The following is a 12,528-nucleotide window of genomic DNA, read 5'->3' as shown; positions in this document are numbered from 1 at the left end:
TGATTGGCCCAGGCTCTTTGTTTTTCTAAAAATTTCTTCGGTGATGCTAGAAATTAAGCATTTTCTTTTCTACGTCTAGCAAAGTAGACTCCTGCAATAAGTAGCAAGACTGCGCCACTTCCTAAGTAAACGTAGATTCCTTTGCCACCTGTTGAAGGTAAGGTACCTTTGTGTTTGTTTGGTACTTTTTCTGGTGAAACTAGGTTTTCTGTTGTGCCATATGATTGTTCATTGACCACAAATTCAATCCGATTTGTTAACAAGACATAATCATCAGGAGCTACAGTTTCTTCTAAATAATAGGTACCGTATTTAAGCCCTGTGATATCAACTAATCCATCAGCCGTTGTTGTAAAAGTAGTTGCTTCGGCTTTTGTTTTCACCCAAGTTGCTGCTTTCGTGGTTTCATCGATTTTCAAATAATTTGCTGTGTCGCTGTTTTGATCACGGACGACAAAGGAAGCTCCCGCCAAGGCTTGTGTCGCTGTCACATCGCCATCGACTTTAATGAAACGTTTCCCACCTGTCACCACTTCAACAGTTGGTGGTGTTTGGTCGTCGGTATGACCGTTATCAACATTCGCCTCATTTTTAAAGCCTTTCGTAGGATCTGCTTTTTCATTTAAATGCATAAAGTAAACGAATTTTAGTGTGCCGCCTGGCGTTAGCGTAGGAATATACGCTGGATTAACGGCGACAGTGAAGCCATTTGCTTGTTCAGTCACTTGATAATTTTCAGGAGCAATCACTGTATCCCCATCATATAACGCATAGGCATACTCTCCAGAAGTCACGTTATCAAAAGTTAAGGCTGCATCATGTTTATCAACTAAATTGAATTTGACGTATTTATTAGCGTCACCTTCTTTGTCTGCAATCCCCAATGGAATATTTACAGAAATTTGATATTTAATTTTTTCGCCAATTGCCACATCTTTACCATCTAAGTTTGGTGTTGTTTTATCAACTTTAGAGGTATCATTTTTGACTGTTTTTTCAACAGGTGTTTGATTGTTTGCTTCAATTGTAAATGGTGTTTTTGTTTGATTTTCAATTAATTCTGCATTATTTGGAGCTTTTACTTCTTCTAAAATATACGAACCAACCTCAAGATTTTTAACTGTTAATTCTCCCGTTCCATTCTCTGCTTCTGTGAAATCATTTTCGCCAATTTCATAACTTTTCCCAGTAATAAAGCGTTTTGCTTGTTCTTTATCCGTTGTCCATGTATATAATCCATCTTTGACTCCTTGGATATATTTTACTGTGCCTGGTGAGCCTTCGCTTTTGGAAATAACAAATTCTGCGCCATTTAATCCTTCATTTTCAGCAGTTCCTACTTTTTTCACATGTAAACTACCATCATTGGCTACCACATTTTTAGGATAAATATGAACAACCGCTAATTCTTCTGTTCCATATTTATAGGAACCATCTGCTTGCTTGATCATTTCGTAAACTGGGAACGCCACCACCATATTCGTAGCAGCAACTACACCCTCTTTTGGTTCTTCTTTAATGGTATACACTGCATCTTTACCATTTTGTTTTTTAGGTAACTGAACAGTGACATTCCCATTTGCATCGGTGGTTCCTTGAGCAACAGGTTTCCCAGGAGTTAAACTTTGGACAGCTTGTTTAGCTGCATCGACGCTTGCGCCTGCCGCTCGTTGCTCGTAAAATTCGCTCGTCACGTTATAAATACTAAACGTCACATCTGCCAGTCCTTGATATTTATCAAACTCGCTCATTTCTTTCCCGCTATTTTGAATAAGCGGATCTGGTAAATCCGTCATTTTCTTTTTGTGAATCACGAGCTGTGCGCTCTCCCCATTTTCTTCTGCAAATGCAGTTGTTGTCCCTAATACACTCGTGAAAAGTGGCAAAATTAGTAACAAAGTACTAACGGTGTACCAAACTTTTTTTAATTGCTTCATTTTCTCTCTCCTCTTTTTTGTTTTTGATAAAATAGCCAAATGGCTACCATCCCAATGATTAGCAGGCCTGCAATCGTCAACCAAATAGAACGTTCTTCATTTGTTTTTGGTAAGAAGCCTGACTCTTTTACTTTTTTATTGATTACATGTAACGGTGCTGTTTGTTGTCCGTTCGTTGCATAAGAATTTTTTTCCACCGTAAAAGGAATTTCTGTTTGATTCAGAAGATAACCTTTTGGTGCAGAGATTTCTTCCAAGAAGTACTGGCCATCTTTTAAACCTTTAACTGAAAATTCACCGGCTTGATTAGACGTGATTTTTTTAGCTAATGCTTTTTCTTTTTGCCAACGATACCCGTTTGCTGTTTCATTGAGGTATTCCCCCGCTTGATTTTTGACGATAAAAACAGCCTCTGGCAAGGTGATTTTCGCATTTTCACTATCAACTTTGACAAAAGACTTGCCGCCTGTACGAACTGCGGCTCTTTTAGTCAAGGTATGCTTGTCCGTGACTAATTGTCCTTCGTTGTTAATCGCAGTGTCTGGTTCAGCGGTCTTTTCTAAACGCATTTGATACGACACAGTCATTGTTTGATTTGCAAAGTTTTGTAAGTCTTTAATTGAAAAATCAAGCGTAAATCCATGCTTTTGCGTCGTCAGTGTGTAACCTGTAGTAACTGTTTTTCCAGCCACTTTTACCTCAATTGATTCTGGTAAAAGTGTCAACGTTGTATCCGCCTTATCTGACAAACGGAATTCCTGATATCCTAAAATATTCGCTGGAATCTGAGTCGTTAACTGATAGTTAATGTGCTCTCCTTGATTAAAGCCTTGTTGCTTATCGAGTACCGTTTTTTCAAGTGGTGGTAAGTCATAGGCATTTTCTTCATTTTTTGGATATAAATGAATATGCGTTAACGATTGCCCTTGTGGATCTTGAACAGGCAAAATCACTACTAGGTTGCTAGCTTTTTCCTTTACCACTTCCGGTGCTTCCGCTTCAACAAATAAATAGGCTTTATCTCGTTGCTGCGAATCTTTGCTAGCTAATGAAAAAGAAACCACTCCATCTTCTCCATTTATTGTCTGTGTTTTATCTTCTGCGATCGGTTTTCTATTTGTTGCACCGGTTTCTGCTAATTGACGCTGTGCCTCTTGGACCGTTTTTCCTTCAGAACGAAGCTGATAAAACGGATCCGTCACATCATAGACTTGATAAGTGACGTCATTTAAGCCCCGATAATTTTGAAGCAGCGTTCCCTCTTCCCCTGTGTTTTGCTGCTGTTCTGGTAATTGACCATCAGGGAACAATAATTTGTGCAACGTAACTTGAACGCTTGCTTGCGATGCTTCTGCTAATGCTTGCTGTGAAAACCCGAAAAGAGCGAGTAGCATGACGCAAATACTTAACCAACGTGCGTTTTTCATCGATTACACACTCCCTTCTGGTCGTCTAATAAAGAGATAAACACCCGCTATCACGAATGTACTAATCGCTATCAAGTAAAACCACAAGCGTCCTATGCCACCAGTTTCAGGTAAAGGAACCTTTGCTTGGTTAGTAACATCTAAAGTAATTTGATTATTCTTCTCTCCAGAAATTAAAACATCTGCTACTTTTTCCCCATCTATCGTAACTGAACCATCTTCGCGAATTATTAATTCGATTGGTTCTTTTAACCCCTGATATCCTTCTGGCGTAAAGGTTTCTGTTAGGACATATTTCCCTGGTTTTAAGTTTTCAAAAACAAAAGTATCCGTTTCTTTGCCATCTTTTGGTAATTCAATATCCGTATCTGGTCCTGTTAAACGGAATTTCGCTCCTTTAAGTGGCGTCTGATTATCGGCTTTTTTATGAACCGTTAAGTCAAAAGGTTTCAAATGATTTTGATGTGTCAGTGTCCATTCTGGCGCATTCTCTTCAATATTTTTGCCTGCATAGTGAATTTTCCCATATTTATCAACAGTAAATTCATAATTTCCAGCAAGAGTGTCGTAGCCTAATGGTCCTGATTGTTCCACCATTCGATACTCACCAGGTTCACTAATTTTAAAATAGCTCAATCCTGCAGTATCTGTTTTTTGAGTTGCCACAGTTTGGTAACTTCCTTGAGCATTTTTTCTTTGCAACGCAAAAGTCGCCTCTGCTAAGTTCACTTGTTTGCCATTTTGCATGGTGTATTTTCTAATTCTGATTGGCAAAGAAGAAAATTTATTTTCAATTTCCAATGGAATAACTTGATTTGTGGTGGTCACTTCTTGTCCATCGATGCTTACTTTGCCTTGCTCATTCACCTCAATTTGCCAAGTCGTTTTCTTGCCTAACTCATGTCCTACAGGTGCTTTTACTTCAGTTAATGTATAGCGTTCCCCTTTTTGTAGGCGCACATCTTTTGGCAAGGAATAGCTACCATCTTTATTGTCCACTAATGTTGTCTGAACATTTTTACCACTCAATTCAAAGACGGCTCCCACTAAGTTTTTCTCACCTGAGGAAGAATTTTTGATTACTTTTAAATCTAATGGCTTGAATTGCTTCGTGTTTTTCCAAGTAGTATCGTCGATTTTTTCTTGACTGTAACCAGGAACTGCTAATTCACGGGTTGTTTGATAATTGAAAGCTTGTCCTTGATTATTGTATTGGGGAAGCCCAAGAACTTCTTGATAGCTTTCATCCGCGGTTTTGGAAAGTTGGGTTACATTTTTGCGATCCCAACTATTGCTGGTATCATTTTCTGGTTTTGATAATTTAATATACCCAGTTTGCCAGTTGGCTGTGTCAGTTACTTGCTTTCTACTAATTTCATAAATCACATTATCTGGCCGACTTGTTGGGTCTTGATCATACTCTTCCCAGATTTTTTTCACGTTTAACTTCACGCCAGGTGCTTTTCCAGAAGGAACCCCAAAATCAACTTTTTCAGGGGCCGTGGCTAATGGCTGAAACGTTGTCCGACCATTCATTTGATACCAAAAATCAGGTTTGAAGTTTTCTGACTCTGTTTGAATACGTACTTGATAATGAATTTGAATTTCTTGCCCTTTACCCAAATAAATCTCATTACTATTAATTGTAGCGCCTGTTAGCGACACTTCTGGTAATGTTTGAACCTGAACAGGACCCACACTTTTCATTGATAATGTATTTGGCTCGTATTTAAAAGGTTCAGCAATTGGATCAACTACTTTTCCGTTTACAACCGTTCCTGAAATCTGAACGGCTTTTTTCGCTAAATAATCAGAAATGTCTGGTGCATAATCCGCGGATTCATAATAAAGGTCTCCATTTTCATCGGCTGACACCATCTCGCGCATTTTATCTTCAACTTGTTGTTTAGATAAATTAGCTCGTGGATCGCTTTGCAATTGAATGCCCAATCCATGTATTTCAATCCCACGTTGTTTTAAGGCCATTGCCTCACCTATCGTGGCGATAAACGTACTGTTAATTCGTTTATTGATATTGTTTTGATCTGGCGCATTATAGCTACCAGAGATATAAGAAGTGCTACCTGGTTGGTCTTGTCGATTCGTAAATTGTGTCCCGTAAAAGCGACCATCCGCCTCTGTTTGAACTCGACTCACTTTATAAGAGAAGGTTGGGACGCCATCCGTTAAAAGTACAATAACTTTCTTATGTCCATTTGGCGTTGCTAACATATCACCAGCATCTCTTAATGCTTTTTGAGTGAAAGTTCCTCCTCTAGTGCTACTTGGCGTAATATTTTTAATTGGATTTTTGACTGTATCAAACGGTCCCATTTGAATGGCGTTGTTATTATAACCGTCACTTGAGTAGCCAACATAGCCCATGTTGATGTTATTGGTAATACCGCTATCTGCCAATGTATCAACAAAACGGTTCACTCCTTTTTGTACTTCACCAATCCGATTGTTTTCATTCATACTACCGGACCAGTCAACGACTAAGACCAAATCCAATGGCGTGATTTCTTTCTGAACATTCCCACGCACATTAAGATATACATCAAAAAGCCCTGGTGTTGTTGTTTCTCTAGCATATTTTCGGATGGCATAATCGGCTTGGTCTCCTGTACCGCCATACTCAATATAAGAATTTGTGCGATTAGTAGGGTCCCCATTCCAACTCGTTTGACCATCCCATTGTGTACCACCGTCTTTATTCCCTTGATGGTTTAACACATTTTGATTGCCTGTGGGCTGCCAATTAGCTGTCGGATAAGTACCAGAATTATCCGTCGTGTATTGTGGTGCAATTAAAGGTAGTGCCAGATTCGCTCTCAAAGTGGCTGGCGCTATTCTTGCTTCTGCAAATGGATTGGTTACCTCTTCTGTTGCGGTCGGCTGTTCTGTTTTTTCTGGAGCCGAATCATTTTTGTTAGTTTCTTTCGTATTTTCTGGTACAGTTATTTTTTCTGGTTCAGTTGATTCTTTAGCAGAATCCTCTACTGTTATTTTTTCAGAAGTAACTGAAACATCATATTCGTTGTTTTCATACAATAACTTAGGTGGCTGAGCTGTTTGAAGCGAACTTTGCTCAACAGCTAACGAAAGCTGTACCGGCTTTTTTACTTGTGCGTCCAAAGTCAGATAAAGCGTACCATTAGTCACTTGGTAAGAATATCCGTCTTTTTCAATTACAGCAGTATCCATGAACTGTGCATTTTTCAATTGAATTTCTCGTTGTAATGGCTGCTCTGTTTGGTTGAGAAGATTTAACTCGATATTAATATTCGTTTTATCATTCTCATCTGTTATCATTTGAGCGGATGTAATTTCAACTTCTTTGGCTGTTTCTGCATAGCCAATGAGCGGTATGAAATAGGATGAGACAAGTAAAAAGACTACGCCGAAAACCCCAAATTTCTTTAGTAATTTAATGTCTGTTCTCTCCTTTCTTTTATGAATTAACAGTTAAATTAGAATTGCCTAGCACGTAAAATTTCATTATTCTAATCTGATAATTATTATACAGAGAAGGAGCTCATTAAATCACACCAGCTTTCATACCAAGCGGTTTCATTTCTGAAATTGCGTTATTGTTTCGATGATTGTTTCATTAAAGTAAAGGACTTGGGAGGAAACAATATGATTAGGTTTTTAGAAAAAAATTATCGGAAAATGGAAGAAATCATTCGTGTCTTATCCATTTCTGATAAATGGATGACTAAAAAAGAACTTGCAAAATATATTGGTAGTTCTGAGTCTACTTTTATTCGTTATATTGAGGAGATTAAACAGCGTTGGGGCGAAAGTTTAACCATTAAAACATCGCATAAATTAGGCTATCGTTTAGAAAACTTTAATGTGTCCTTATATTTAAACGTGCTGACGGATATGGCAAAAACGTCAACGACCACCCAATTGCTCCATGAATTTATCCAAAATCCTGGCAAAACCATCGAATATTATTGCGATACCATCAATATTAGTCGCTCTTCTTTTGCTCGAAAATTGAAGCAATGTAATCAGGTCTTGGAAACTTACTCTCTTCGCGTTATCGTTGATCAAGGCTATCAATTAACTAGCCAAACAGAAGAATTGCCTTTACGTATTTTTACAACCTTTTTCTTTTTAATGTATTATGGTCATTATGAATTGCCTTATCAATTAGATAAGCAAGAAATCAAACAATTAATGCGTCGTAATCAATGCCAATTAAATATTATTAGTATGGATAACAGTTATGAACACGATTTCTTTATTATGTATTTTATTGTTGATTTATTAAGAGAGCATCAAGGCTTTCAGCAACGTTTCCAGAAAAAAACAGATAAAAAGAGTCCAATCAAAATGGAAGATTATCTTTTACTCAGTCGTCATTTTACTGGGCTCAGCCGTGAAACCTATCGGGAAGTTCTCCGGTATTTTCAAAGAGGCGCTTTTCAGCAATACTACTCCGAAGACCAAGAAGTCATCAGTCAAAGAATACGTGAAAATTTAAAATTTAATGCTTTTTCACAGATTGAACAATTAACAGAAGAAGTCGTCGACTTCGCTGTTCACTTGTTAACCTGTCTTTATTTGTTTTCTCAATTAGTGCCTTTTGACACCTCCGAATTGACACAAAGGGCCACCTTTTTCACTCGACAAATTCATTTTACTCAGCTTCACTTATATGCACGATTAAAAGCAGAATTGCATTTCTTTTCCGCTCTTTTAGAAACAAATCTATTAAACTATTCATCTTCTTATATTTTTTGGTTGCTTAATACTTTTCCAGAAATTAACCAGAGTTTCGACTCAAAAAAGATTTTGATTATTAGCGACATGGGCCTGAATCATAGTCAATATATTGGAAACTATGTCCACGATATTTTAGCTTTGCATCGGATTCGTTCAAATACGTTAGCAATTACGGAAGAACAATTAGGTGACCATCGACTCGAAGAATTTGACTTGATTATTACCAATCAACCAATTATTGAAACCAGTGTTCCAAGTATTTTAATTAATGATGCTATCTTATTTTCTAACAAAAGAGAATTGCTCGATTTATTAAACTTTTAACGTCTTAATGGTTTTCCCTATCTACCAAAAAGATAGCCCTTTTATCAAGAACCGCGTAATGTGAGGTGCCATCATACAGAAGATATTTTTATTTTTCTGAAATAAAAAAGAAAATAGGACATAAGTCATTTCGACTTATGTCCTATTTTCACTCTTAAGATAATCAGCTAAACGAAACCAGCAAATTAAATTTCTGATTGATTCACTGGCCATCTTGTGTGACTTTTACTTGGCAAAATTAATGTAATGAAGATCACTAAAGTACCGATAAAAGGAAGTAAATAGAATAAAATCCACCAGTTACTGTGGTCGCGATCATGCAATCTTCTTGCTCGAACAGTAAAGTTTGCCAACCAAATTAAAGCAGTCAGCAAGAAAAAGATAATGGTCACAGTATTCCATTCTTTAATGATTGTTCCATCATTGGGTGTTACTTCAATATATCTGTAAACGCCCGTAATTGCTGAATAAATCCCTAACACCAAATAATTAATTAATTGTGGCCACCAATATTGTGCTCGTGTTGCTGACGCATTCATTGTTGTAATATTATTCCAGTATTCTCTATACGCGTTAAACATATTATCACCCCCGCATTAACTATTACAGAAGTCTTTCGTTTTGTCAAAGAATAACGTTATTTTATGCCGCTTAATGACACGTCCATGTGCCTTCCTTAAACTCACACGAAGCTGACTTTTCAGAAGAAGGAGTTAATGAAACTAACGGTTGCTGTTGTTTTTCTTCTGCGAGAATTTTTTGAATAGTTTGGCTGATTTGTTGTTTCGGTACTGCACCATTAATTAAATATTTTTGATTAATGATTAGTGCGGGAACTCCTTGTAAACCATAAGCAGAAGCTAGCGCAAAATCTTCTTGAACCGCCGTCCAAACAGCCTCGGAAGCAACAGCTTCTTTCCATAAAGCAAAATCAATCGTTGTCTCTTTTACTAGCTCCTCAATTACTTCTGGCTCTTCAATATTTAAACTTCTCATAAATAAACCTTCTTGTAACTTATCAAACAGTAACCAATAAGTGTCTTGGTTGCCAATGTATCCAGCTGCTTTTGCTGCTAATAATGCATTCTTTGATGTTGGAAAATCAAATCGTTGCTTCCTCATCCCTTCAATATTAAAACGATGCTTTGAATCGTTTTGATTGGCATGCACCCAATGCGTCAAAACTTCTTCTTTTACTGCTGCTCGTGAGCCAAACATTGTTTCAAAATCGTTTGCGGACCACCCCAACGCAAACGACCGATGAATCAATTCAATTTCAGGAAATTCTTGTTGAATCTCATGCATGCGGTCAGACATTGGAAAACAAAAACTACAAATAACATCATGGAAAAATTCTATTTTCATCCTTACCCTCCAGTAACTCTTTTTTCAAAACAGATTGAACTAAATTTACCATTTTACTTACTAAAAGTAAACAAATGAAGCCAATTAAAAGAAAAAGATGAAACAAAATGCGCTATGGCTTTTGTCTCACCTGTTCTATCTACTTATTCTGATGTGTCCATTCCATTACCCGCTCACCATTCGTATCTAATTCACCATTAAATACAAAACCAAGTTGTTGATACAACCGAATTGCTGAGCTGTTCGTATCATAAACACTCAAGTATAGCTTGTTTGTTTGGTATTTTTCTATTAGCATTAACATTAAAAGTCGACAGGCTGCTTTCCCATAACCTTGTCCTTGGAACCGTTGATCAATTAAAAAGCGGTCTAACCAAACGCGCCCATCTTGCCAACGTCCATACATGGCATAGCCGATTAATTGATTGCCGTCATAAATACCTGCCGATTCCCATTCTGGAAATTGGTCCGATTCTTTTAGATTTTCTGCCATTGATTCAATGAAGGTTTGTTGTTCAGCGAAAACTTGTAGGTTTTCCACTGCTTTACGATTATCGTTTGTTACTTTTTCAAAATGTATTTCCATTGTTTTCACCTAATTAGTTGTTATTTTCTGCATACTTGTATTCTTTCTTGCTTCTTATTTTAACATACTTGTTTCCCTTTGCTTTCTCTAACTCTCTGTGATTATACGTTTCTCTTTTTTATGGGAAATCTTCCCTATAAATGGAGACTCTTTTCAAGAGATTTCTTTTTACACTGCCCGTTTCAAATGATATAAATGATATATAGAGTGTTTTAACTATGTGCAACATGATTAAAAGTTAACTGTTGGGGAGCAGTTAACTTTTTCTTTTTAACCACAAAAGAGAGGATCCGCTGTGAGAAATAACTGCAGTGGATGCTCCCTTTTGTATATTATTTAATTACTAGCCGATAGTTGAAAGCTTTCCCGTTACTCAGTAGTATCGATTTTGTCTTCTTGACTATCTAAAGAACGGTCAACTTTTTCGTCGTAACTTTCCATGGAATTTTCATTTTTATGTTTCTGCTTATCGACCGTTTTATCGACTTTTTCTTTCTGTCGATCAATTGTTTTTTCCATCTCTTCGCCAGCCGAGGTACAACCACTCAGTAAAAGGAAACTTGTGAATAAAAACGCTGACAAGATAACTGTTTTTCCGATTTTTGTTTTCATAAACTCACCTCTCGTTTAATTTAAAAAAACGCCCCGATAAAACATTGTTCCCTTGATTATTTACTCACAATTAGCGAACGACTAAGACATTGCACAAAGCATGGTTAACCACATAATCTGTAGTAGAACCAATCAAGGTTCGTTGAATAGCACCTCTTCCCGTGGCACCTAACACAATTAAATCTATGGCATAATTTTCAGAAATCGTGTTGGCAAGATAACGTTTTGGGCTCCCAAGCTCAACAATTTTTTTGACTGTTTTTACACCAATTTCACTCGCTTGTTTTGCCTTTTCAGTGAGCATCTCTTCTGACTTGTGTTTTTCTAAATCATACAATTCTTCAAAAGAAAATGGACTCGTCGTAAATTCAGCATCATTAATAATTGTAGCTAAATAAAGAGTGGCTTGTTCCTCTTTGGCAATCCTGACAGCTTCATGAAAAGCTTTTTCAGATTGATCTGAGCCATCAAGAGCAACCAAAATATGTTGATATACTGACATTTTATCCGCCTCCTTAACCAAATTAAGAATCAAAACTAACACAACAGCTGTGTTACATTTTAGTGGCTATCTGTTGTAATTTTTCCACGGTTAATGCTTGATAATTTGTTTCTTCAAGTAGTCCTGTTTGAATTTCAACAGAAACATCTTCCGTACATGTTTCTAAAAACATTGTGGCATAATCAAACTGTTGCTCTAAGAATGTTTCATACTCCAGTCGACAACGTAAAAATTCTTTCGCGGTATCTGAAACATGTAAACACATGCGGCGCTTATTCGCTTTCTTGGTTATCACAAAATAGGTTCCTTCTAAAATCGTGGTAATCTCTTCAATAATATACGCTGCATCTTTTACCATTCCGTCAATCCAGTCCTTTATTTGTTTTCAGTATCGTTGCTTTTTTCTTTGTCGTCACTTAACAGCTCTTTAATTTTTTCACGATTGTCGTATAACTTTTTTCCTACGCCCACTAAGGCACCACCAGCCAATAACTTTGTTAAAAAGCCGCCATTTACGTTTGTTTTTTTGCCATGGTGTCCTTTTAAATGATGTCCCATCCTAGCCACCTCCATAATTTTTATTTCTATTACCTATGAACATTATCTCATGTGTTTTCACAAAACGCACGTATAACAATAGTTTTTTAATCAAGGCTCGACCACTTTGTAAACTCATGACTTTTAATATGCCGAATCTCTTCAAATAAAATATGTGTATGTCCAACTTTTGCATACTCCATTGAACTCATCCCTTCAAAAACACCAACAATTGGCGGTTGAACACGGCCAAAATCATCCAATGTATTCAATTGGATTTCTAAAACCTGGTTATTTTTTAAAGACTGCTCTAAGTATTCTTCAATTTCTTCTGTTGTCTGTTGCGGTAAGCGTTCAAACGCTCTCTTAGAATATTCGTCAGAAGCTTCGATTCCTTCTTGTAACTCCCCCAATGCAAAAGCGGTCGCCCATTTCAGTTCAAAGGGCCGATCATGGTACTCATTATAAGGTGTAAATTCTTTTTTTGTTCGTTTCATG

Annotated in this window: 12 protein-coding genes; 1 reads left to right on the top strand and 11 read right to left on the bottom strand. The window is 37.0% G+C overall.

Features of this window, described 5'->3' with window-relative positions; translation table 11 throughout:
• Positions 1 to 53: 53 nt before the first annotated feature.
• Genes ebpC through ebpA form a run of 3 tightly spaced genes read right to left on the bottom strand, consistent with a single transcriptional unit; the run spans position 54 to position 6,832 of the window.
• Positions 54 to 1,937 carry an endocarditis and biofilm-associated pilus major subunit EbpC gene (gene ebpC, locus IGL86_RS04225; protein ID WP_002360608.1) on the bottom strand — a complete coding sequence of 628 codons (1,884 nt, stop codon included), beginning with the start codon at positions 1,935 to 1,937 and terminating at the stop codon, positions 54 to 56.
• On the bottom strand, positions 1,934 to 3,364 hold the full coding sequence (ebpB, locus tag IGL86_RS04220) for an endocarditis and biofilm-associated pilus minor subunit EbpB (RefSeq protein WP_002366437.1): 1,431 nt from the start codon (positions 3,362 to 3,364) through the stop codon (positions 1,934 to 1,936). Before ebpB ends, ebpC begins: the two co-directional genes overlap by 4 nt.
• A 3-nt stretch (positions 3,365 to 3,367) precedes the next feature.
• Positions 3,368 to 6,832, bottom strand: a complete 3,465-nt coding sequence (ebpA, locus tag IGL86_RS04215) for an endocarditis and biofilm-associated pilus tip protein EbpA (protein WP_154224958.1) — start codon at positions 6,830 to 6,832, stop codon at positions 3,368 to 3,370.
• A 174-nt stretch (positions 6,833 to 7,006) separates the two neighbouring features.
• Between ebpA and IGL86_RS04210 the strand changes: the two genes are divergently transcribed.
• On the top strand, positions 7,007 to 8,428 hold the full coding sequence (locus IGL86_RS04210; RefSeq protein ID WP_002382000.1) for a helix-turn-helix domain-containing protein: 1,422 nt from the start codon (positions 7,007 to 7,009) through the stop codon (positions 8,426 to 8,428).
• A gap of 185 nt (positions 8,429 to 8,613) precedes the next feature.
• On the opposite strand, the gene IGL86_RS04205 is transcribed toward IGL86_RS04210, so the two are convergent.
• From IGL86_RS04205 to IGL86_RS04170, 8 genes are all read right to left on the bottom strand, one after another.
• Positions 8,614 to 9,009 carry a DUF805 domain-containing protein gene (locus tag IGL86_RS04205; protein WP_002358131.1) on the bottom strand — a complete coding sequence of 132 codons (396 nt, stop codon included), beginning with the start codon at positions 9,007 to 9,009 and terminating at the stop codon, positions 8,614 to 8,616.
• A gap of 70 nt (positions 9,010 to 9,079) precedes the next feature.
• Positions 9,080 to 9,793 carry a DsbA family oxidoreductase gene (locus IGL86_RS04200; RefSeq protein WP_033625697.1) on the bottom strand — a complete coding sequence of 238 codons (714 nt, stop codon included), beginning with the start codon at positions 9,791 to 9,793 and terminating at the stop codon, positions 9,080 to 9,082.
• A gap of 139 nt (positions 9,794 to 9,932) precedes the next feature.
• Positions 9,933 to 10,379 (bottom strand): GNAT family N-acetyltransferase, encoded by a 447-nt coding sequence (locus tag IGL86_RS04195; RefSeq protein WP_010713539.1) that lies wholly within the window; start codon positions 10,377 to 10,379, stop codon positions 9,933 to 9,935.
• Between the two features lie 369 nt (positions 10,380 to 10,748).
• The gene (locus IGL86_RS04190; RefSeq protein WP_002358134.1) at positions 10,749 to 10,991 is read right to left on the bottom strand and encodes a hypothetical protein; all 243 of its coding nucleotides are present in this window, start codon (positions 10,989 to 10,991) and stop codon (positions 10,749 to 10,751) included.
• 70 nt (positions 10,992 to 11,061) lie between these two features.
• A complete protein-coding gene (locus IGL86_RS04185; RefSeq protein ID WP_002391595.1) occupies positions 11,062 to 11,493 on the bottom strand; it encodes a universal stress protein in 432 nt (143 codons plus the stop codon).
• Between the two features lie 52 nt (positions 11,494 to 11,545).
• Complete coding sequence (locus IGL86_RS04180; protein ID WP_002358136.1) at positions 11,546 to 11,851, bottom strand: hypothetical protein; 306 nt, start codon at positions 11,849 to 11,851, stop codon at positions 11,546 to 11,548.
• 17 nt (positions 11,852 to 11,868) lie between these two features.
• Entirely contained in the window at positions 11,869 to 12,066 is a 198-nt protein-coding gene (locus IGL86_RS04175) for a hypothetical protein (RefSeq protein ID WP_033625696.1), read from the bottom strand.
• Between the two features lie 71 nt (positions 12,067 to 12,137).
• Complete coding sequence (locus IGL86_RS04170; protein ID WP_002358138.1) at positions 12,138 to 12,527, bottom strand: hypothetical protein; 390 nt, start codon at positions 12,525 to 12,527, stop codon at positions 12,138 to 12,140.
• Between the last annotated feature and the right edge of the window lies 1 nt (position 12,528).

It is taken from the genome of Enterococcus sp. DIV0774, assembly GCF_050539095.1.
Lineage (GTDB): Bacteria > Bacillota > Bacilli > Lactobacillales > Enterococcaceae > Enterococcus > Enterococcus faecalis.
This window is presented reverse-complemented; position numbering and strand designations above follow the sequence as displayed.

Excerpts from the sequence above, each read along its gene's own strand:
- ebpC (WP_002360608.1), bottom strand. The coding sequence starts at position 1,937 with ATGAAGCAATTAAAAAAAGTTTGGTACACCGTTAGTACTTTGTTACTA.
- ebpB (WP_002366437.1), bottom strand. The coding sequence starts at position 3,364 with ATGAAAAACGCACGTTGGTTAAGTATTTGCGTCATGCTACTCGCTCTT.
- IGL86_RS04210 (WP_002382000.1), top strand. The coding sequence starts at position 7,007 with ATGATTAGGTTTTTAGAAAAAAATTATCGGAAAATGGAAGAAATCATT.
- IGL86_RS04205 (WP_002358131.1), bottom strand. The coding sequence starts at position 9,009 with ATGTTTAACGCGTATAGAGAATACTGGAATAATATTACAACAATGAAT.
- IGL86_RS04200 (WP_033625697.1), bottom strand. The coding sequence starts at position 9,793 with ATGAAAATAGAATTTTTCCATGATGTTATTTGTAGTTTTTGTTTTCCA.
- IGL86_RS04195 (WP_010713539.1), bottom strand. The coding sequence starts at position 10,379 with ATGGAAATACATTTTGAAAAAGTAACAAACGATAATCGTAAAGCAGTG.
- IGL86_RS04190 (WP_002358134.1), bottom strand. The coding sequence starts at position 10,991 with ATGAAAACAAAAATCGGAAAAACAGTTATCTTGTCAGCGTTTTTATTC.
- IGL86_RS04185 (WP_002391595.1), bottom strand. The coding sequence starts at position 11,493 with ATGTCAGTATATCAACATATTTTGGTTGCTCTTGATGGCTCAGATCAA.
- IGL86_RS04180 (WP_002358136.1), bottom strand. The coding sequence starts at position 11,851 with ATGGTAAAAGATGCAGCGTATATTATTGAAGAGATTACCACGATTTTA.
- IGL86_RS04175 (WP_033625696.1), bottom strand. The coding sequence starts at position 12,066 with ATGGAGGTGGCTAGGATGGGACATCATTTAAAAGGACACCATGGCAAA.
- IGL86_RS04170 (WP_002358138.1), bottom strand. The coding sequence starts at position 12,527 with ATGAAACGAACAAAAAAAGAATTTACACCTTATAATGAGTACCATGAT.